Genomic DNA, 22022 nt, shown 5'->3' with positions numbered 1-22022 from the left:
TGGTGGCTGTTCCGGTCGGGCTAATGATTGCCATTTATTTAGCAGAATATGCATCGGCGGGCTTACGGGCTTGGGCAAAACCCGCGATTGAGATTTTAGCCGGTATTCCAACCATTGTGTATGGCGTATTTGCGCTGATGGTAATTGGCCCATTCTTTAAAATGCTGGGTGCAACTGTGGGATTGGAAATTAATGCCACCAGTGCCTTAACCGCAGGCTTTGTGATGGGAATTATGATTATTCCATTTGTTTCATCACTGTCTGATGACATTATTACTCAAGTGCCGCGCTCGCTACGGGATGGTTCTTTAGGCTTAGGCGCGACCAAGTCTGAAACCATTCGTCAGGTGGTCTTGCCCGCGGCATTACCTGGAATTATTGGCGCATTTTTGCTGGCAGCATCACGTGCAATTGGTGAAACCATGATTGTGGTGTTGGCTGCAGGCAACAGTCCAGTACTGCATGCCAATCCTTTAGAAGCCATTTCCACCGTCACCATTACCATTGTTAATCAACTGACCGGTGATACTGATTTTGCCAGCCCACAAGCTTTGGTGGCCTTTGCACTGGGTTTAACCTTGTTTGTGATTACCTTGGCTTTAAACATTGTTGCACTGTATATCGTGCGTAAATATCGCGAGCAATACGAATGAGCACTTCTAATTCTGTACCCAATCCTGCTGTGGATGCTCGCGTTGCAGCTGAACTGCGCGAAAAACGTAAACGTAAAATTGCCAGTTCTTTAGCCAAACGCCATCGCACTGAAAAGATATTTCGTGTTTCCGGTTTTTCTGCGGTCGTCACTGGTTTATTTTTTGTGATACTGCTGTTTGGTAGTATTTTAATCAAAGGTTTACCGGCATTTTGGCAAACCAGTATGACCGTGCCGATCTATTTTGATCCCACGATTATTCATGTTGGTGCAAAACCAGTTCAAAAAGAAGGTGAATCACCCGCACTGTTTCAACAGCGTTATATTGCTTGGCAAACTGAAATGGGCACAGTGGATTGGGACGCGCTGATTATCAATGGCTTAATTGGCAAAGATCCGAGCGTTGCCGCTCAGTGGGATGAACTGAGCAGCTTATACACCAGCTCAGAAACTTATCGATTACGTGATTTGGTCTTGGCAGATCCCGCCTTGATTGGTCAGAAAAAACAATTGAATATTTTAGCCGATGCCAATGTTGATGTGTGGTTGGCCGGCAATATTGATCGCTCTTTACCGGATGATCAGCAGCAATTAAGTCCAGAAGTACGTCAATTGGCCGATCGCTTAAAAGCTCAAGGTGTGCTTGAAAATACCTTTAATACCAATATTTTTACCAATCCCGATTCACGCAGTTCACCTGCAACATCAGGGTTGGCGGGTGCCATTGTCGGTTCCTTGTTTATGATGTGTATCGTGATTTTTATCTCGATTCCAGTCGGTGTCGCCTCAGCCATTTATCTAGAAGAGTTTGCGCCGAAGAACTTCCTCACTGATGTGGTGGAGGTGAATATTAATAACTTGGCCGCGGTACCTTCCATTGTATTTGGTTTGCTGGGTGCGGCTATTTTTATCGGTTGGATGCATCTTCCCATCTCTGCACCTTTGGTCGGTGGTTTGGTGTTAAGTTTAATGACACTGCCGACGGTGATTATTACCACACGCGCCTCACTGAAAGCCGTACCACCCTCTATTCGTCAAGCAGCATTGGGTTTAGGCGCATCTCGCGTACAAACCATATTTCACCATGTCCTGCCACTGGCCATTCCCGGAATCTTAACCGGTGCCATTATTGGTGTGGCACAAGCCTTAGGCGAAACAGCACCCTTACTATTAATTGGAATGAGCGCATTTGTTGCCAGTGTACCGGCGACGCCATTGGATCAATCTACCGCTTTGCCAGTACAAATTTTCTTATGGCAGGGCAATGAATTACGTAACTTTTTTGAAGGACGTACTGCCGCGGCCATTATTGTGTTATTGGCACTGATGGTTGGTTTAAACAGCTTGGCCATTTGGTTACGTAAGAAATTTGAAGTGCGCTGGTAAACGAGGATAATCAATGAAGACTGAAATGAAAAAAACTTTAGAGCAGGATCAATTCATGAATCCACAACACAGCCAATCCAATGCCGCATTGGTCGATGAAAAGTCAAAAAGCACCTCCTTTATTTCTCAATTTAGTATGCCAGAAGCGCTACAAAAGCAGCCTAAAACGGCCAGTGTTAAGCTGAGCACCACAGATGTACATGTTTATTATGGTCAAGCAGAGGCCATTAAAGGCATTGATTTAAACATCTATGAAAATGAAGTGATTGCATTTATTGGGCCGTCCGGTTGTGGTAAATCGACTTTTTTACGTACCTTAAACCGTATGAATGATACCATTGATTCTTGCCGTGTCACCGGCAAAGTCATGCTGGATAATCAAGATATTTATGATCCGAGTCTGGATGTAGTGCTGCTGCGTGCGCAAGTGGGTATGGTCTTTCAAAAACCCAATCCTTTTCCGAAATCTATTTTTGACAACGTGGCTTACGGTCCAAAACTGCATGGTTTAGCGCGCGATAAATATGATTTAGAAGAAATTGTTGAAAATAGTTTACATAAAGCAGGCCTCTGGAATGAAGTGAAAGATCGTTTAAACCAACCGGGCACAGGACTGTCGGGTGGACAGCAGCAGCGTTTATGTATTGCCCGCACCATTGCAGTCAGCCCCGAAGTAATTTTAATGGATGAGCCATGTTCGGCATTGGATCCGATTGCCACGGCAAAAATTGAAGAACTTATTTCTGAGCTGTCGACGCAATATACCATCGCCATTGTGACGCATTCCATGCAACAGGCGGCACGTGTCTCCGATCGTACTGCTTACTTTCATTTGGGTGATTTAATTGAAGTTAATGCCACAGAAAAAGTTTTTACGCAGCCGGATCATCAGTTGACCGAAGCCTATATTACAGGCCGTTTCGGTTAGTTAAAAAGACGATTTAAAGCCTACAATCATCTGCTTGTAGAAATTACCACTCTAGTGCTGAAGCATTTTTGTTTCGATATTAGGGTGTTTTTTATGGCTGATCATTTTTAGTATTTAAGATGCGTGTATTTGAGTACAGTTTTTGGTTAAAACGATAAGCGGGGAATGGCTACGATTTTCACTGAAAAATAGAGCAGAAAAATTAAATGACTGGTCATTTATAAAACTCATATTGAATTTGAATGCTTTTGGCCTCATGTTAAAGACAACTGTACATACAATTAGAGAAATCATTTTATATGTTATTCCATACCCCTAAATTGGCCGCTGAAATTCGCATTACCCATTTAAATGCGCGTTTAAATGAACAACGTAAAAAAATTGCGCATACCACAGCATCGAAATTTGAATTACTACAACTGGCACAGCAGCTCTCTAAAGAAGCACGTTTACGTAAGAAAAATAATCAAAAAGTCTATATTCTCGATTTTAAAGGCGATGTCGCCGCATCTGCGGTAGAGCATCTACGTGAAGAAATTACACTTATTTTAGCCACCGCCAAAGCTGGACGTGATCGTATGGTGCTGCGTTTAGAAAGTCCGGGCGGTATGGTACATGGCTATGGCTTGGCAGCTGCCCAATTGGTGCGTTTGCGTGATGCTGGTTTTAACCTGACCATTTGTGTCGATAAAGTTGCAGCCAGTGGCGGTTACATGATGGCCTGTATTGCCAATGAAATTGTTTCTGCACCTTTTGCGGTGGTCGGCTCAATTGGTGTGGTCGCGCAAGTGCCTAACTTTAATCGCTTGCTTAAAGAGCATCATGTCGATTTTGAATTGTATACTGCCGGTGAATTTAAACGCACAGTGACCATGTTTGGTGAAAATACCGAAGAGGGTAAAGCCAAATTTGAACAAGAGTTGCAGCAAACGCATGAACTATTCAAACATTTTGTGGAAAAATATCGTCCGCAATTAAATGTTGAACAGGTGGCTACGGGGGAGCATTGGTACGGTAAAGATGCGCTAGAACTCAACTTGGTTGATACCCTGCAAACATCGGATGAATACTTACTTAGCTTGTTGGCACAGCATGATGTCTATGTGATTGATACGCGTCGTAAGCCAACTTTAGGTGAGAAATTAGGTTTACAAGCCGCACACATGGCAGATAGTTTAGTGCCTGCGGTGATGAATAAAGTTTTGGAGAGTTTAACCAAAGCCAATGCAAACTTAGTACAAATGCGTGATCCACGCTTATAAGCTTAAAAAGCCACCTTTTTAAATAAAAAAGCCCATCTTTAACCGATGGGCTTTTTTTTAGTTGTGGATTGAGCTTTTATTGTTATGTCTAAACAGCAATGTACCGCTTAAGATGGCGCCCAGCGTTGCCAAGAACATATCGGTGTGCGCATCCCAAATATCACCTTGTTGTCCATTATAATTTTCAGCATCTGTCGGTGATAAACCCAGTGCAATCCACCATTCTAACCATTCATAAATGAGACTGCTGGCCATGACAAATTGAATGACCAATAATAAAATAACTGATGCTTTAAGGCTTGGCAGCCACACTTGAAATAGCCGGTAGAAAAATGGATACAGCAAAATACCATAGCTAAGATGTACCAAACGATCATACATATTACGCGTCCAGTTCATCGACTGGTTTAAATCAACATTAAATAACTGTTGAAACCATTCGTTATAAGGCACATACGAATACAGATAATGCGCACCCAGAATATGAATCAGTAAGAATAAATTATAAAAGCAAAAACTATAAAAGCTGAGTCCAATTTTTTTTAAACAGATAAACAGCACTATTAACATTAAAACGGTGCCAATTTGATGCAATAGATAAGCAGAAAATTCTAGTGGTTGAATAGTTGCAATGATCACCGCAATGGCTAGTAGCGCTAAAACAAGCCAGTGTTTCAACGTCAGTTGATATTCAATCATTGTGTAATTTTCAACTATAAAATATTGCAAAGTATAATAAAAAAACGAAGCCGGAGCTTCGCTTTTTATCAGTAAAATTCAATCCATGAAGAAATTAAATTTTAGCGATGAGTACTTTAATTTGTTTGGCTTGTTCAGCGGCATTCCCAGTATAGGTGGCCGGTGTCATTGTGGCTAAACGCGCACGATCAGTCGCTGGAACGGCTTCAAGCTCATTGCCATTAACGAAATCGACCATCATGTCACGCGTCATGGCTTGACCACGGGTCAGTGCTTTTAATTTTTCGTAGGGTTTTTCCACATTATAACGACGCATCACAGTTTGGATCGGTTCAGCCAAGACTTCTTGTGCATGATCTAAATCTTCAGCAATACGCGCAGCATTCAGTTCTAATTTACCAATACCTTTTAAGCAGGCATCAAAGGCGATTAAGCTTTGTGCAAAACCCACGCCCATATTACGTAGTACCGTTGAGTCAGTTAAGTCACGCTGCCAGCGAGAAATTGGTAGTTTTTCACCTAAATGCGCAAGTACTGCATTGGCTAAACCTAAGTTACCTTCTGAGTTTTCAAAGTCAATCGGGTTCACTTTGTGCGGCATGGTAGATGAACCCACTTCACCTTCTTTTAAACGTTGCTTGAAGAAACCTAAAGAGATATAACCCCAAACATCACGGTTAAAATCGATCAAAATGGTGTTAAAACGACGTAAAGCATCAAAAAGTTCCGCCATGTAATCATGTGGTTCAATTTGTGTGGTGTACGGGTTAAAAGCCAAACCTAAAGATTCTACAAAATCTTGGGCATGTGCCGGCCAGTTAATGTCGGGATAAGCAGAGTAATGGGCATTGTAGTTACCCACCGCACCATTAATTTTACCCAACAATTCAACTTGGTTAAATTGCTTGATTTGGCGTGCAAGACGATAAGCCACGTTGGCCATTTCTTTACCCAACGTCGTTGGGCTTGCCGTTTGGCCATGGGTACGCGACAACATGGCTTGTTCAGCATGCGTTTCAGCCAAAGTGGCAATGGCATCAATAATACTTTGCATAGATGCAACCAGTACTTCACGACCATTTTTCAGCATTAAAGCATGTGACAAGTTGTTGATATCTTCAGAAGTACAGGCAAAATGAATAAATTCACCGGCATCTTTTAACTCATGAATAGGGGCAATTTTTTCTTTTAAGAAATACTCAACTGCTTTAACATCGTGGTTGGTGGTACGTTCAATCTCTTTAATACGGTTGGCATCATCTTCAGAAAAATCAGTCACAATGGCATCTAATGCAGCATTGGTCTCGTTTGAGAACGCTGGAACTTCGGTGATTTCAGGACGATTGGCCAGCGCTTGTAACCAACGCACCTCCACGGTTACACGGGCATGGATTAAACCAAACTCTGAGAGAAAGGGACGTAGCGCATCACATTTGCTGGCGTAACGTCCATCTAATGGAGAAAGTGCGGTTAAAGCGTTCATAGTGATTCCCTAAACTTTGGAATTAAACGTACAACAAAGCCCGAAACGGCATCAGTTAAACCACCTGATACTGTAAACGAGCAAGATCTTGAATGTCTTGAAGTAGCTTGCGCTTACTAAAAATCATACTCCATGAGCTACCACCCATTTGACGCCATAAATGCGCCATTTGTAGACCGGTAAATAACGAAGCGCGAATACGATTGGTGTGCGAGGCATCTTTAAACGCTTGCGCGTTGCCTTTGACCATAATACGTGGATTAATTTGTCCGGCAGTATCGACATAGGTTTGCGCAAGATTGGCAATAATACTGGGATGTAAATAGTTATGATCAAAAAAAGACAATTGCTTCAGAATTTTTTGCTGTGATTGTTCAATAATTTCAACGAATTTAGGATTGCTATAGACTTTTTTTTCTAATTGCAGCAACGCCATGGCATAGCTCATCGGCAGTTTGGTGTTGGAGAGTTTCGGTAAACGGGATTTAGGAGAGGGGTTAAATGGCTGATTAATGCTGTCTTCTAAGGTTTTTAAGCCTAAAGATAAATCGGACAATTGATTGAAAAAATCGAGGGTTTGGCAGGATTGATTGGCGCTTGGCCAAATGTTTAAGCTGGCTTTAATCAGTTGTTCTAAATAAAAGTTACCACTTTCACCAATACTGTGTTGTCCGGCCATGGCTGTCATGTGGGTCAGCTGCGTCGATTGAAACACAGCTGCCAACGCCAAAGAACGGTTTTGACGAGTATTTAAAGTCTGAGGCTGTTGAAAGGGTAACTCAGCCATGCCAATCACTTCCTTTTAAATAAAATCAGGTTTTGGCGCATTGGTATGATGAATCACACCGCCACCCAAACAAACTTCATCTGTGTAGAACACCACACTTTGTCCAGGGGTTACCGCACGTTGCGGTTCGTCAAACTCAACCCGTACAGCGTGATCTGTTAAGCTATCTTTATAAATAGTACACGTTTGATCGGGTTGGCGATAACGGGTTTTTGCAGTACAACGGAAACCCGTTGCTGGAATATCTTGTTCACCGGCCACCCAGTCAATGCTTTCACTCCAAAGCACCGTGCTTTGCATGAGTGGATGTTCATGACCTTGACCAATCACTAGACGATTATTTTCAATATCTTTATACAAAACAAACCATGCGCCTTCAGATTCGCCTTTGAGACCACCTAAGCCGATGCCACCACGTTGACCGAGCGTATAGTACATTAAGCCGTGATGTTCACCAACCTCTTTACCAGTATCGAGATAAATTTTTCCCGCTTGTGCTGGCAAGTATTGTTTTAAAAAGTCATTAAAACGACGTTCACCAATAAAACAAATACCGGTAGAATCTTTTTTCTTGGCGGTCGCTAAACCCAAGTCTTCCGCAATTCTGCGCACTTCAGGTTTTTCAATTGCCCCAACAGGGAATAAGGTTTTATTAATTTCACGGCCATGCACGGCATGTAAAAAATAGGTTTGATCTTTGTTGTTGTCTAGTCCACGCAGTAATGGAGCGTACTGTTCACCGCGTGAATTGGTTGCGGTTTCACCGCGGCGGCAATAGTGACCGGTGGCAATAAAATCTGCCCCTAAATTTATCGCATGATCTAAAAAGGCACGAAATTTAATTTCTTTATTGCATAAAATATCAGGGTTAGGCGTACGGCCAGCTGCATATTCAGCTAAAAAGTGCTCGAATACCCGATCCCAGTATTCCATGGCAAAGTTGGCGGTATGTAGTTTAATACCAATTTTATCGCACACCGCTTGTGCATCGGCCAAGTCTTCCATGGCCGTACAGTATTCCGTACCATCATCTTCTTCCCAGTTTTTCATGAAAAGACCTTCAACTTGATAGCCTTGTTGAAGAAGAAGGGCGGCAGAAACAGAAGAATCTACACCACCAGACATACCGACGATGACACGTTGTTGCATAGGACTAGGCATCCAAATTTGAAATAAAGGGAGAATTTTGGTGCTCATAAACGAGCGATAAAGGGTATTTCTGACTAGACAAAGCATCCTGCACGGCTTTAATTACCAGCGGACTACGCACACGTGCGCATGTTTGTAACTCATCTAGACTCATCCACACAGCACGCAGAATATCCGGATCAAGTGCAGCATCTAGATGATGTTGAATATCACGTGCTAAAAAGCAAAATCGATAATAAGTACGATCAGCAAACATGGGCGGAGTGTAGGTATAGATACCCAGCAAGGCTTCAATTTCAACCTCATAGCCTGTTTCTTCCATGGTCTCGCGAATTGCAGCTTCAATTAAGGTTTCGCCGCATTCCACATGACCGGCCGGTTGATTAAACACCGTATGGGTGACGCCCTCAGTATGTTCTTCAACAAACAGGAATTTACCATTTTTTTCAATCACGGTGGCAACCGTAATGTGAGCAGTCCAAGCGGTCATTGAAAAGCACCAGAGGGTAAAAGAGCTATTCTACGAAATTTAATGCGTGGTGGCTATGCCGATCTTCTCACGGCGTGCTTGATAGCAGATAAAAAATTCAATATTTTAGCGTGATACATTAATCAGCAATATTATACAGTGTTCATCAAACTGATGTGAGTTCGCGCTATGGCGTGCAGTATGCTGATCAATCCAGATTTGATTAAGTCAGCCTAAAGCTATCTTGCATCATTGTCTGATCTAAAAAATCTTATACATTGCATTGAGTCCCTGAGTGATTTATCTGTTTTCAGCTGACATTTAAAGCCATCGAATTTAATTAAACTTGAGATAAAAAAAGACCTGCATCTTGGGAAAGTTGCAGGCCATAAACCAATAATCGGCTTCACGAGAGACTGTATTTAATATCTGGATGTATTGTATACGAATATTCTTAATATTGTATACAATTTTGCTTATTTTTTCTAAGAAATTCGCAACAATCACAATAAAAACCCGATCGATAGATCGGGTTCGAATTATTTTATAGCGCTATTAATTTGAGCACTTTATTTCAAATTGATAATCGTCTTGAGTGACTCTGATTTTAATTTTTTTATAGGTGCGTTTATTCGGATCCATCGCAGAACCGGCGACGTCTTCAAAGAACTTACGATCTTTCATCAGTTCGCCATACGTTTTATAACCCAGTAATATTTTTTCAGGCGTTTGATTTTTTGCGAGTGCATCACTCACAAGTCGATCTAGCTTTTTGATATTAATGTTGGGCATTTCGATTAAACTCAAAATTTTAAACCCATAGCATACTTTAATTTTATGAATCTTTTGTGTCAAACAAGCTGATCTTTTCATCAGTCACTGAAGATATTAACCGTTTACTCGTGTCAGCTGTGCTGAAGTAAATATGTTGTCATGGCGTCAATGTAAAAATCTAAACCTTAAAGATCTAGGCGAAAAGATTATTTTTCGGTATAGCTGGTGAGTATTTGATTGATGTGATCCGACTGAATATTAAATTCATCTTCTTGTACTGAGACCACTTCAAGCCACTCAAAATTATCCAGAAAATCTTGTTTTACTTCACGGTAAATTTGCAGCGCTTTTTCTTCGTTGGTGGTGGCATATATAGGAGATTGTGGATCTCCACAAACCACTTTTCTAACCAAATAAATCATCGTTACTCTCCTTTATACAATCGTTTATCTTATAAGAACATGGCTAATTTTTATACTGCGTTTAATTGTTGATCTTAGTTCTAAATATTTCTGGAAAAATATTTTATATGCACCCGAATGATTCATTCAAAAAATTTATTGAAAGAACGGATGCTAATTGATTATGCATATTAATAGATAGCTCATCCAAACAAGATCTTAAGCATTCAGCCTTTATCTGCACTTATGGTACAAATCTATAGGTATTAAAAAAGCCTAACATGACTATTAGGCTTTTTGTGTCAATGATTTACTCTGATAAAGCTTGTGTTGTGGTAACGCAACCTAACCTTTATAGCGCTCTATAATAATTTAATACAAGTATTTGTTATCTATTGAATTTAAATTACATAGAGCACGAGTATTTTAGAGCATTGAAATCAGTTTAAGATTTTATGCGCCCAAGCCACAAATTGCTCTTGATTACTATAATCGGGCACATTAATCAGATTGATGATTTTAATTTCCCCAAAATTTCCATGAATTTTACTTGGAGAGCTGTATTGAAACTGCTCTTTTGTACCCAAGTGTAGTTCAGAGAAAAAATCAATCACACATAAATGAGGACTCGGCTTATCATAGATCATTCGTTCTTTTAAGAAATAATAAACTTGATTTAAAACGTCTGGTTCAAATTTTCTACGCATTGTTATCGATCTATCGAATATTTTAGTCAAATTATCACACAATTTAAAAATTTAATTGTAGTGTTTAATTAAAGCTGGGCTTTAATTAAACAGGATAATTCTTTTAAATCTTTATTTATGCGCAAGAACGCCCAGTTCTTCATCACTTGCCAATGCCACAGAGACAAAAATAGGAATTACCAGAATAATAGGGAATGCAAAGATCCATAAAACAACGGTTATTCCCGCTGAAAATAAGAAATGAATAGCAAGTGCGGAAAATAGAATCACTAGGAAAAGAACACTAGCGAATCGAATTACAAAATTTTTAGCCATGTTTTTGCTCACATAAGATTCTAATAATATGTTTGAGTATCTATCTTATACTTTCTTTATGTGATGTGTCATAACTAACTCATTTTCATTGCAAATAAACCCTACTTTTACTAGGTCTTTCTCGAAATTGCTGTATAAGTCACGAGGATTTTGCCCACACAGAGTAGCAATAAGCCCTACAGTGTATGCAAGTTCAGTATCTGGCATTACTTTTAGCTTTATAAAGATAGGCTTAAAACGAGATATTTAATGTTTAATCCATCACGATACATTGGCATTTAACGGCTTAACAAGAAGTTTATTTTTTAGGATGTATCAATTGATGCAATTGCTACATCACACCGCAAATTAAAAATAAAAGGATGCAGACTCAGTTGCCTGTACTTAATCTTTATATAGATCATCTGATGTAAAGATTTATAATGGTTCAGCTTATTTATAGTTTTGCATGACTTTGACGTAGTTTTGCGCAGAATAAGATAAGAAGGCTATTTCTTTCTCAGTTAGCGCGCGCACTTGTTGTACCGGACTGCCGACATATAAATAACCACTTTTTAATACTTTGCGCGGCGGTACTAATGAGCCTGCGCCAATCATGACATCATCTTCAATAATCACATCATCCAGCACAATGCTATTGATGCCAATCAAAACACGATTCCCGATGGTGCAGCCGTGTAATGTTACATGATGTGCAATTGTCACATCTTCACCAATCACCAGTGGCGAGCCTTGGGGTTTTGCGGCATTTTTATGACTGACATGCAACATCACATGATCTTGTACGTTAGAATTTTTCCCAATTTGGATGAAATTGACATCCCCTCGAATCACCGCAAAAGGCCAAACAGAGACATTTTCAGCCAAGCAAACCTCGCCAATCAGCACAGCGCTTTCATCAATATAGCAACTAGAATCAATTTTTGGCGTATGGCTTAAATAAGGTCGAATATTATTTTTCATGGGTTTATGAAATAAAGAGTGAGCAAAGATGAATGAAAGTATAGAACAAAAAAGCACCCAGACCAAAGGCTGAGTGCTTTATCTTAGTTTAAAGCGAAGTGGAAATGTTGAGCTTTAATTAAAATAAGTTGCTAAAAAACTGTTTGATATGGTCGATCATTTTTGAAAAAAAACCGGCTTCTTCAATATTTTGAAGCGCAATCAATGGTTTTTCTGAAATAACTTTACCATTTAAACTGGCAACAAATTTACCGACCACTTGACCTTTTTTAAGCGGAGCGGTGAGTTTTGGTTGTACCACCAATTGCGTTTTAATCGCATCGGCTTGGCCTTTTGGCATAGTGACATTGAAATTTTCAGCCAAACCAATTTTGACATCATTTTCTTTACCATACCAAACTTTGGCTTTGGCTAACACTTGATTGGCTGGTTGCACTTTCACCGTTTCAAAGTTGGCATAACCCCACGATAAAATTTCACGTGTTTGTGAGGCACGTTCATTCATACTGGTGGCGCCAAAAATCACAGAAATTAACCGCATCGGGCCACGTTTTGCTGACGTGGTTAAGCAATAACCGGCTTCATTGGTGTGACCGGTTTTAAGGCCGTCCACACTTGGGTCGGTATACAACAAGGCATTACGGTTACCTTGTTTAATGCCATTAAAGGTAAATTCTTTTTCAGAATAAATAGGATAATATTTTGAACTGTCATGAATGATATGTTGGGCCAAAGTGGCCATATCTTTAGCGGTAGAATAATGACCCTCAGCCGGCATACCGGTTGAGTTAATGAAGCTGGTATTGGTCATGCCAATACGTTTTGCTTCTTGGTTCATCATATGCGCAAAGGTACCTTCATTGCCGGCAATATGCTCTGCCATGGCTTTAGAAGCATCATTACCGGATTGAATAATAATCCCACGTAGCATCTCAAGTGCTGTTGCTGTTCCATTGAGCGGAACATACATACATGATTCCGTGCTACTGCCACGACACCATGCAGATTCGTTCATCCGAACTTTTTCATCTTCCGTGAGATCGCCGCTCAACAACTTTTGTTCGATGATATAACTGGTCATCATCTTGGTCATTGACGCTGGGGCTAATTTTTCATTTTCATTTTTTGAGGCGAGAATTTGACCCGTCTCATAGTCCATCAAAACATAAGATTTATTATTAAGCTCTGGCGGTGCAGATAGGACAGTTGCTGCGTAAGTAAAACTCGGTAATAGCAATAAGGCAGCAATGGCGCTTTTGTGGGTCATTCTAGGTGATTCCAATATCTTAATATAAGCACAAAGAGCCTAGCATTTTAGGATAAAGCTAGACCGACTTCTATGGGGGAAATCGGCTTATTTCAAAAGTATTGTAACCAATTGGTATTAATTACCGTATGTGCTGACATCTTGGCAGATTTGCAGGTTCTTGCTATCACCGGCTTTTTTCGCGTCGCTTCGAGCTTCGGCTAAAATACTTTTAAAGTTTTTTTGCTGAGTGATTTTTTTCAGCGCGGTCACTGCATTTTGTTCTTGAGGTAAATACTCGTGTGCCAATTTGGCATAGCCTGTTTGAAATTGCCCATCGTCTTTGATTAATTTTGGACAGATTTCTGAAAAAACATAAATAGCGGCAAGTTCTTGCTGGGTGACTTCTTGTGTTGGGGTCACTTCAATATTTTCATCTGACGATTTAGCCGCGTGTGTAACTGACAGTGTCATACAGGTGGTGAGTAAGCCTAAAGACAAAGATTTAACAACAGATAATTTCATTTTCAGCCAACCTAAATGATGTAAACAAAGAATAATAAAAGTAAGCTTAACAATTTTTTAAGCAATTAAAAGTACACAAATGTATTGAGGCTGTTGAAAAATGAAGGATTAATGAAGTTTCTTAGATGAAATTTGTTTGAATAACGCCTCAGATCAGAAGCGTTATGCTACATATAGCGATAACTGAAATATCCAATCAGCTGAATATTGCAGGATCAACGGACTATCGATTAGCCTGCGAAATCAAGGACATCAGCACAAACTAATTTTTGTTCATCTTTCGGTGTGTCTTTTGCATCTGCACGTGCTTCATTGAGTACAGACTTATATTCTGTATCTGTTTGAAGCTGATCGTAGTTCAGAGATTTATCCGCATGGTCTTGTAGGGCAGCTTGGATCAATTTTTGAATATTTTGATCAAATTTAGCATTTTTGCCGATAATTGCTGGGCACATTTCAGCCATAACTTGAATGGAAGCAATATCTTCTTTAATAATCGTATTGGCTTCAGCTGGAGATAATACTGAATTGGCCAACACCGCAGGAGATAACAGTACCGCTGTAGCTAAAACCACTAAGCCACGAAATGAAATTGTTTTAATCATTTTTTGAGTCACATATGTTGAATGGATGTCGGGCTTAAATATATATACTTCTTTGGTTTATTCAATCAAATATTCTGACTTATCATTTTTTAACCTTAAAAACTGCGTATTTGGTGATGCAGTTGGCTTTAACTGTGTAAAGATGGCATTTGGTTTTAAAGCCGTGGGATGACTTTTTGCTTGATTGATGTTGATCTGCAATGGTCATTCATTTTAACGGTTCAAACAGCAAACCGCACTTTTGCTTGCGCGCATATTTTTTAATGGCGTAAGCTTTCATATATAGATGGCTTACAGCCAAATTTAACCCAGACCTTAACTGAACAATTTAATCCACCTTTTGAGAGTTTTTAAGTGAATATATTAATTGCCAATGATGATGGTGTTTTTGCTCCCGGTATTCAGGCACTGGCACACGCTTTAGCGCCGCTGGGACGTGTGGTGGTGGTTGCCCCTGAAAGTGAACGCAGTGGTTTTTCCAGTGCATTAACTTTAGATCGTCCTTTACGGCCCATTCAAATCTCACCCGATGTCTGGGCGGTTAACGGCACACCAGCCGATTGCGTGTATTTATCCATGAATGGCTTATTTGATTTTGAATTTGATCTGGTGGTCAGTGGTATTAATAGTGGTGCTAATTTAGGGGATGACGTGCTGTATTCAGGCACCGTCGGCGCGGCTTTTGAAGGGCGTTTAATGAAGCAACCCGCCATCGCAGTATCTTTGGCGGGGCATAATGTACGTTCTTATGATACCGCTCAAGATTACGCACAAGCGGCAAAATGGGTACATGATTTTATTGAAGCAGGTTTACCCCCAGTTCCGCCACGGCATATTTTAAATATTAATATTCCTGATGTCGCTGAGCTACAAGGTGCAAAAATCACCTATCAAGGACAGCGCAGTCAGTCCAAGCCAATCACCAGTCATGTTGACCCACGTGGTCGTCAAGTGTATTGGATTGGCTTATCCGGTGAAGCTGTGACAGAGCCGAAAAAGGGCATGACTGAAATTGAATCGGACTTTTTTGCAGTAGCGCATGGCTTTGTCAGTATTACTCCAATTCAAATGGATGCCACCAATTATGAAATTTTGCATACATTACATACGCAGTTTTCTAAATCGGATTGAGTAGTGTTATAACTTTGTGAAAATGTACAACCGAAATAATTTTTCATATACTTTTTTGTTAACCTTAGCGCAAATCAATAAATACATTTATATGTACAGAGGAAGATTAATGCACTTATTGTCTGCGTATCGCTTATTTGCTCGGCCTTCAGGGTTGTTAAAAATTATTCTATTGTCTAGCGCTGCGCTGTCTACGGTAATTTTGACTGGCTGTGCATCTAAACCGCAAGTGAATAACACCACACGTTATGCCACTGCGCCCGGTTATTATACCGTTCGATCTGGCGATACGTTAAGCGCCATCGCTGCGCGTTATGGATTAGGATATGTCAGCGTGGCAGAGATGAATGATATTGCGCCGCCATATCGTATTTACGTCGGGCAATCGTTGCGTTTAAAAACCTCGGCTTCTCGCCCAACGACCAGCACTCAAGCGGTCACGCAAGCGGCACCGATTCAACGTCAAACCGTCGCGACTTATCCAGCCAAGACCACAACAGCGCCTGCGGTTAAAAATCTGCCGACTGTTCCGGTGGCATCATCTAAAGCATCAGCTTTACGCTGGGTCAAACCAAGTATGGGAGCCGTGATTCAAAACTTCAGTTTGGCCAATAATATTAAAGGGATTCGCTATGCCGGTAATGTGGGCGATGCCATTTATGCCGCCGCAGATGGTCAAGTGGTCTATGCTGCAGATGGCTTAAAAGAATATGGTAATTTAATTTTAATTAAACATATTGATGGCTATATTTCCGCCTATGCACATAACAATAAAATGAATGTGAAAAGTGGTGATAATGTCGTGGCTGGACAGAAAATTGCAGAAATGGGCTCAACTGGAACTACACGTACCATGCTTGAGTTTCAAGTTCGTTTAGATGGTAAGCCTATTGATCCAGTTCAAGTTTTACCAATTAACTAAATAAAATAATGCAATAGCTGAATTTCACCGTATAATACAATGGGTTGGTTTTATCGAAAGATAAAGCGGCCCATAATTTCAAAGGGGAATTTATGTTAGATCAACTTCGAGCAATGGGTGTATTTGCTTGTGTTGTGGAAAAAAACTCATTCAGTGGTGCGGCGCGTAGTTTGGGCATTACCACCAGTGCAGTCAGTCAACAAATTCGTTCTTTAGAGCAAGAGATGGAAGTGACCCTTTTATATCGCTCTACCAGAAAGTTGAGTCTAACTGAAGCCGGACAAGCTTTTTTCCACAGTTGCCAAGAAATGTTGGCCGCTGCAGAGCGCGGTAGAATACGCATTAATGAATTACGCGATGACTTAGTGGGAGAGTTGCGCATTTCCACCACCCCCGAATTGGCTGCAAACCACATTGTGCCTGCATTATCTCATTGGATGTCTGCACATCGGGGTTTAGCCGTTCATTTAGAAGCCGATAATCAATGTGTCAATCTGATGGAGCAGCGCATTGATATTGCGCTACGCTTAAGTTCTAAACTGGAAGAATCCCCCTTTCATGTGGTGCCACTGGCGCGCGTTGATCAGGTTTTGGTGGCTTCGCCGAGTTATTTAAATCAGAGTGCGCCCATCTCACGTCCTGAAGATTTAAAACAGCATGACTTAATTCCGATTAATGTGAGGAAAGATTGTCAATATTTCACTTTTCAACACAATAACACCGATGAAATCGTGCATTTGGAAATGAATTCACGTTTAAGCTCAAATAATGTTTTGGTCACCAAAGCCTTGTGTCAACAGGGGCATGGAATCGCTCGTATTTTATATTTGGATGTACAAAAAGATCTAATCAGCGGTGCATTGGTTGAAGTATTGCCAGAATGGAAACTGCCTAATTTTAATTTATCTGCGATTGTGTGCAAATTAGATCAACAACCGATGAAAGTTCAGCGCTGTTTAGATGCCTTAAAACAATATTTCTGCCAATTACCCGGCGGTAGAATGTATAAAGACGTTTCATAAAACAGCTGTCTATAAAAAAGCCGCGATTTGCGGCTTTTTGTGTTTTTATACAGGAATATTTAGGCTAGAAAACTTTTAATCATTTTCACCAGTGTATCAACCAAATGATCGGCCTGTGTTTGCGTAATATTCAACACCGGCAATAAACGAATGACTGAACCGGCGGTGACATTAATAATTAATTGATGTTCATCACGTGCAATATCGACCAACTGCGCACAAGCTTTCGGCAACTCAATCCCAATCATTAAACCAAAGCCACGGACTATCACGTGTTGATCGGCCAATTGTTGTTTGAGTTGCTCAACAATATAAGCCCCCATATGGGCTGCATTTTCAACTAAATTTTCTTTTTGGATCAAATCAATGACGGTATAAACCACACGTGAACCGAGTGCGCTGCCGCTATAGGTTGAGCCATGGTTGCCCGCGGTTAATACACCCACACCGCGGCCTTGGGTCATGACTGCGCCAATAGGGAAGCCGTTGCCCAATCCTTTTGCGGTGGTTAAAACATCCGGCACAATTTGCGTATGTTGATAGGCAAAATATTGACCTGTACGTCCATTGCCAGTTTGCACTTCATCAAGCATCATTAACCATTGATGTTGATTACACAGCTGACGAATTTCTTCTAAATAGCTGAATCCTTGAGGTGCGGTATTGACACCACCTTCGCCTTGAATCGGCTCGACAAACACAGCCACAATATCGGGATGATGAACAGCAGCTTCTTTAATGGCGTCTAAGTCACCAAACGGCACACGAATAAAGCCCTCAACCAAGGGGCCAAAACCTTCTTGAACTTTTTTATTGCCAGTGGCAGCTAGCGTGGCCATGGTACGGCCATGAAAAGAGCGATCAGCCACAATAATTTTAGGGCGAGCAATGCCTTGCATACAACCAAATTTACGGGCAATTTTAATAGCGCCTTCGTTGGCTTCTGCACCACTATTGGAAAAGAAAATTTCTTCCATGCCAGAGACTTCGGCAAGCTTTTGTGCCGCCGCCGTTTGCCATGGCACTTCAAATAAGTTACTGGTATGAATCAGCGTAGCCGCTTGATCGGCAATGGCGTCGGCAATCACGGGATGTGCATGACCTAAACCGCAAACCGCAATACCGGTCAGCGCATCGAAGTATTCCGTGCCATCTGCAGTATAAAGATAAGAACCTCGACCGCGGACGAAGCTGATCGGCTGACGGCCAAAGACTGGCATCAAATGAGAAGGTTGATCAACTTGTATGGGTGCAAGGGTAATGTTATTCATGACTAACTCTTATCTGTTAGGAGGAAATTAAAAGTTTATATAAGCAAAATCCACTACAGAATAAAAGCCCAAATGCAAATAAAAATGGAAATATTGCTTTAGTCGTACTGTTTTGTTAAGTTTTCGGTATAATGCCCACCAAATGAGTTGAGGATTTATCAATGACTGAACAAGTACGCGATACTGAAGCGTTAATTCGTGACCAAATTGCAAAACATGCTGTACTTCTTTATATGAAGGGAACGCCGCAATTTCCACAATGTGGTTTTTCTGCACGTGCGGTTGAAGCACTCAGTCAAATTGGTCGTCCATTTGCTTATGTTAATATTTTGGAAAATCAAGATATTCGCACGATTCTACCTCAAATTGCCAATTGGCCAACTTTTCCACAATTGTGGATTAATGGCGAATTAATTGGTGGTAGCGATATCATGATGGATATGTTCCAAAAAGGCGAATTGAAATCTTTAATAGAAGAATGCAGTCCAGCGCCTGAAGCTTAATTCAGACCTCATAGATAAAAAAAGCGCCGTAGGGCGCTTTTTTTATGGTGATTTTTTATAGGGCTGAGTGTTATTTGGCCTCTTTTGGGGTGTCTGCCAAATTCTCTGCATCGACCACATTTTCAGCCTTTAACAACTCCACCGCCAACGCTTGTTTTTTGGCTTCCTTTTTGAGTTTCTTTTTAGCTTTTTTCTTTTTTTTCTTTTTCTTACTCTTTTTGCTGTCTTCTTCAAATGCAGCACCATCTTCAATAGCTTGCCAGTATTCCAATTGCTCTAAAACGGCAGCATAAATTGAATTTTTACTATAACGGCCTTTTTTATTCAATGTGCCTACAGGACGTGCCATCAAAATTTCAAGCGCTTGATCGATGGTTTGAATGGCATGAATATGAAATTCACCTTTTTCTACCGCTTCAATCACATCCTGACGTAACATTAAATGTTGCATATTTTGCCGCGGAATAATCACGCCCTGTCTGCCGGTTAAGCCTTGCAGTTTACAGGCATCGAAGAAGCCTTCAATTTTAGCATTCACGCCGCCAATCGGTTGAACTTGACCCAATTGATTCATAGAGCCGGTAATGGCCCAAGACTGATCAATTGGCAGTTGGCTGATGGCAGATAACAGTGCAGAGAGTTCCGCCACGGTTGCGCTGTCACCATCGACCTGACCATAGCTTTGTTCAAAGGCCAGCGCGGCTGAAAAGTGTAAGGTTTGTTCACGGCCAAAATGGGCTTTTAAGAAGCTGGACATCAATAGCACGCCTTTGGCGTGTAATGAGCCGCCCAGTTCGACACTGCGTTCAATATCTAAAATATCGCCGCCACCTTGATAAACCGATGCGGTTAAGCGTGACGGTAAACCAAATTCCACATCGGCATATTGAATCACGGACAGGGCATTGATTTGTCCCAAGCGATGTCCTTTGGTTTCAATCAGCTGTGTGCCACGTGATAAGTCTTCCCAGTACAATTCACGTAAATATCCCAAACGATACTTACGATGATCGAGTGCAGTATTGATATGTTTGTCAGATACGCTTTTATCACCGGCTTTGGCTGCGTGATGATGCGCCTCGCGAATTAAGTCACCCAAGGTTAAAGCATGCAATGACAATGAGCTTTGGTCTTCCGCTTGGCGGCTTGAATCGGTGAGCAGTGCCGCCAAAGCTGAGCGTTCAAACGGCAGCAATTTATCCGCTTGTACATAGTCGGCAATCAGCTGCATATAAGCCTGCTCATTGCTGTCATTGCGTTGTAAGGTATCGGTGAAATCTGCCCGAATTTTAAAGACACTGCCCAGTTCTGGTTCAACCTCTAAAATTTCATAATAAACTTCAGGTTCTGCCAGTAACACCACTTTGAGGTCCAGTGGAATGGCTTGCGGTTCAATGGAAATACTGCCGGTTAACGTCAGCATATGCTCTAAAGACGACAGTTTGATTTGACCGGATTTTAAGGCACGTTTTAAGCCTTGCCATGCATAAGGCTGCTCTAGCAGTTGTTCGGCTTCTAAAATTAAAAAACCGCCATTGGCTTTGTGCAGCGTACCAGAGCGAATCAGAGTGAAATCGGTGGTGATGGTGCCATTTTGCGTACGCTGCTCAACATGACCAAGTAACTTGTAATGGGTGGGGAAGTCTTCAAAAATAACTGGCGCGCCAGAATTGGGCTTATAAGAGACAATAATATTGGCTTGATAGCGCGCAGGGATGCGACTAAATAGCCCTGGGGTAAAATCATCTTCTTCTTGTTCAATCACTGTTTCGACATTGTTAATGATGTCTTCGGCATATAGATGTAGATAATCCTTCAGGCCTTTTACATCAGTAAATTTATTCAGCAGTTGTTCAATTCGTGGCGTGACCACTTTTTTAGCAATCTCACGATTTAAAATTTGTACTTTATCGCGGGCTTCATCTTCTAAATCGCCTAAATGTAAGCCTAAACGTTCTAACTTTTTATCCATATATTGCATGTGAGTTGAAATCTCTGCCCGATCTTTACTGTTCAGTGCATTAATTTCCGCCAAAGTCATTTCTTCTGGCACATCATCAATAAAGTGGACCGGAACAAAACAGTGTTCTTCATGTCGAGTCACCAGCTTCAAATCCAGTTCAGCACCTTCTTTGGTTAAATCAATCAGGGCCTGATGCTGTTCATCGCCAATTTGTTGTCGAATCATTTCAATACGATTGTGATAAATCTCGGCACTAAAGCGACGTTCTAATTGTTTTAAAATGGTTTGCCACGTTTGATGCAGCATGGCTTGAAATTTCGCCGCTTGACCTGAAGGAAGTTCTAGCGCAATCGGTTGACGCGGATGTTTAAAGTTGTTGACATACACCCAGTCGTTTGGCGTTGGCATGGTTTTGGCGTGTTGCTGCAACAGACGCTTAATCATGGTGCGTTTACCCAAGCCTGCCGTGCCAACCGCAAAAATGTTGTAGCCGGAATAGGGTAAAGAAATGCCGGCTTCAACCGACGCGCGCGCGCGGTCTTGTCCTAAAAAATTATTCAGCGGTTTAAGCCTGCGCGTAGAGGCTGGAATGTTATCGTAATCAGGAATATGGGTTAGCTGTTCAGCTTTTAGTTTTGTTTTTTCTAAAGTGATTTGTATTTCTGGTTGTTCAAAGGCGGACGTTAAAATGTTTTGGTTGGGTTGTTCATTGGTGCTAATAGTCTGGGTAGATAAAGCAGTATTCGGTTGCTCAGGTTTTTGCGTCACTGTGAAATCCAAAACGAAATATTACGATAGAGATTTAAAGGTATACAGGTTTGTTTGAAAAATTCAAGCCGACAGCTCACTTAAATGCAGA

The 22022-nt window shown here is 41.1% G+C and carries 23 protein-coding genes; 8 read left to right on the top strand and 15 right to left on the bottom strand.

Annotation, left to right across the window (positions count from 1 at the left end; all coding sequences use genetic code 11):
• From pstC to sohB, 4 genes are all read left to right on the top strand, one after another.
• A partial coding sequence (gene pstC, locus SE27_RS14500; protein ID WP_455549985.1) for a phosphate ABC transporter permease subunit PstC occupies window positions 1–653 on the top strand: 653 nt, incomplete at its 5' end.
• On the top strand, window positions 650–2038 hold the full coding sequence (gene pstA / locus SE27_RS09910; RefSeq protein WP_039622982.1) for a phosphate ABC transporter permease PstA: 1389 nt from the start codon (window positions 650–652) through the stop codon (window positions 2036–2038). The genes pstC and pstA, both read left to right, overlap by 4 nt.
• A gap of 13 nt (window positions 2039–2051) precedes the next feature.
• Complete coding sequence (gene pstB / locus SE27_RS09905; RefSeq protein ID WP_039622981.1) at window positions 2052–2966, top strand: phosphate ABC transporter ATP-binding protein PstB; 915 nt, start codon at window positions 2052–2054, stop codon at window positions 2964–2966.
• A gap of 299 nt (window positions 2967–3265) precedes the next feature.
• Window positions 3266–4228, top strand: coding sequence for a protease SohB (gene sohB / locus SE27_RS09900; RefSeq protein WP_039622980.1), 963 nt, complete (start codon window positions 3266–3268; stop codon window positions 4226–4228).
• Window positions 4229–4285: 57 nt separating this feature from the next.
• Here the strand turns inward: sohB and SE27_RS09895 are convergent, their stop codons facing one another.
• From SE27_RS09895 to SE27_RS09835, 13 genes are all read right to left on the bottom strand, one after another.
• Entirely contained in the window at window positions 4286–4927 is a 642-nt protein-coding gene (locus SE27_RS09895) for a DUF2238 domain-containing protein (protein ID WP_039622978.1), read from the bottom strand.
• A gap of 94 nt (window positions 4928–5021) precedes the next feature.
• The gene (gene purB, locus SE27_RS09890; protein ID WP_039622975.1) at window positions 5022–6410 is read right to left on the bottom strand and encodes an adenylosuccinate lyase; all 1389 of its coding nucleotides are present in this window, start codon (window positions 6408–6410) and stop codon (window positions 5022–5024) included.
• A gap of 55 nt (window positions 6411–6465) precedes the next feature.
• Complete coding sequence (gene hflD, locus SE27_RS09885) at window positions 6466–7197, bottom strand: high frequency lysogenization protein HflD (RefSeq protein ID WP_039622974.1); 732 nt, start codon at window positions 7195–7197, stop codon at window positions 6466–6468.
• 15 nt (window positions 7198–7212) lie between these two features.
• On the bottom strand, window positions 7213–8346 hold the full coding sequence (mnmA, locus tag SE27_RS09880; RefSeq protein ID WP_039622973.1) for a tRNA 2-thiouridine(34) synthase MnmA: 1134 nt from the start codon (window positions 8344–8346) through the stop codon (window positions 7213–7215).
• Between the two features lie 4 nt (window positions 8347–8350).
• Window positions 8351–8836: an NUDIX hydrolase gene (locus SE27_RS09875; protein ID WP_039622972.1), complete on the bottom strand. Its 486-nt coding sequence runs from the start codon at window positions 8834–8836 to the stop codon at window positions 8351–8353.
• 534 nt (window positions 8837–9370) lie between these two features.
• A complete protein-coding gene (locus tag SE27_RS09870) occupies window positions 9371–9607 on the bottom strand; it encodes a hypothetical protein (RefSeq protein ID WP_039623968.1) in 237 nt (78 codons plus the stop codon).
• 188 nt (window positions 9608–9795) lie between these two features.
• Entirely contained in the window at window positions 9796–10011 is a 216-nt protein-coding gene (locus SE27_RS09865) for a hypothetical protein (protein ID WP_039622971.1), read from the bottom strand.
• Between the two features lie 419 nt (window positions 10012–10430).
• Entirely contained in the window at window positions 10431–10697 is a 267-nt protein-coding gene (locus tag SE27_RS09860) for a hypothetical protein (protein ID WP_039622966.1), read from the bottom strand.
• A gap of 111 nt (window positions 10698–10808) precedes the next feature.
• Window positions 10809–11012 carry a hypothetical protein gene (locus SE27_RS09855; RefSeq protein WP_039622964.1) on the bottom strand — a complete coding sequence of 68 codons (204 nt, stop codon included), beginning with the start codon at window positions 11010–11012 and terminating at the stop codon, window positions 10809–10811.
• Between the two features lie 432 nt (window positions 11013–11444).
• The gene (locus tag SE27_RS09850; protein ID WP_039622962.1) at window positions 11445–11975 is read right to left on the bottom strand and encodes a gamma carbonic anhydrase family protein; all 531 of its coding nucleotides are present in this window, start codon (window positions 11973–11975) and stop codon (window positions 11445–11447) included.
• A 118-nt stretch (window positions 11976–12093) separates the two neighbouring features.
• Window positions 12094–13242, bottom strand: coding sequence for a D-alanyl-D-alanine carboxypeptidase PBP5/6 (dacC, locus tag SE27_RS09845; RefSeq protein ID WP_039622961.1), 1149 nt, complete (start codon window positions 13240–13242; stop codon window positions 12094–12096).
• 117 nt (window positions 13243–13359) lie between these two features.
• Entirely contained in the window at window positions 13360–13746 is a 387-nt protein-coding gene (locus SE27_RS09840) for an MCR_0457 family protein (RefSeq protein WP_039622960.1), read from the bottom strand.
• Window positions 13747–13976: 230 nt separating this feature from the next.
• Complete coding sequence (locus SE27_RS09835) at window positions 13977–14351, bottom strand: MCR_0457 family protein (protein WP_039622959.1); 375 nt, start codon at window positions 14349–14351, stop codon at window positions 13977–13979.
• 354 nt (window positions 14352–14705) lie between these two features.
• Between SE27_RS09835 and surE the strand changes: the two genes are divergently transcribed.
• From surE to SE27_RS09820, 3 genes are all read left to right on the top strand, one after another.
• Window positions 14706–15482, top strand: a complete 777-nt coding sequence (gene surE / locus SE27_RS09830) for a 5'/3'-nucleotidase SurE (RefSeq protein ID WP_039622957.1) — start codon at window positions 14706–14708, stop codon at window positions 15480–15482.
• A 109-nt stretch (window positions 15483–15591) separates the two neighbouring features.
• Window positions 15592–16404, top strand: a complete 813-nt coding sequence (locus SE27_RS09825; RefSeq protein WP_039622954.1) for a peptidoglycan DD-metalloendopeptidase family protein — start codon at window positions 15592–15594, stop codon at window positions 16402–16404.
• Between the two features lie 92 nt (window positions 16405–16496).
• Complete coding sequence (locus SE27_RS09820) at window positions 16497–17426, top strand: LysR family transcriptional regulator (RefSeq protein WP_039622952.1); 930 nt, start codon at window positions 16497–16499, stop codon at window positions 17424–17426.
• Window positions 17427–17485: 59 nt separating this feature from the next.
• Here SE27_RS09820 and SE27_RS09815 read toward each other — a convergent pair whose 3' ends face one another.
• A complete protein-coding gene (locus SE27_RS09815; RefSeq protein ID WP_039622950.1) occupies window positions 17486–18697 on the bottom strand; it encodes an aspartate aminotransferase family protein in 1212 nt (403 codons plus the stop codon).
• A gap of 161 nt (window positions 18698–18858) precedes the next feature.
• Here SE27_RS09815 and grxD point away from each other — a divergent pair, with 161 nt between their 5' ends.
• On the top strand, window positions 18859–19200 hold the full coding sequence (gene grxD / locus SE27_RS09810) for a Grx4 family monothiol glutaredoxin (RefSeq protein WP_039622949.1): 342 nt from the start codon (window positions 18859–18861) through the stop codon (window positions 19198–19200).
• 70 nt (window positions 19201–19270) lie between these two features.
• On the opposite strand, the gene SE27_RS09805 is transcribed toward grxD, so the two are convergent.
• Window positions 19271–21931: a Lon protease family protein gene (locus SE27_RS09805; RefSeq protein ID WP_039622948.1), complete on the bottom strand. Its 2661-nt coding sequence runs from the start codon at window positions 21929–21931 to the stop codon at window positions 19271–19273.
• Between the last annotated feature and the right edge of the window lie 91 nt (window positions 21932–22022).

This window comes from Acinetobacter harbinensis (assembly GCF_000816495.1).
GTDB classification, from domain to species: Bacteria; Pseudomonadota; Gammaproteobacteria; order Pseudomonadales; family Moraxellaceae; genus Acinetobacter; species Acinetobacter harbinensis.
This window is presented reverse-complemented; position numbering and strand designations above follow the sequence as displayed.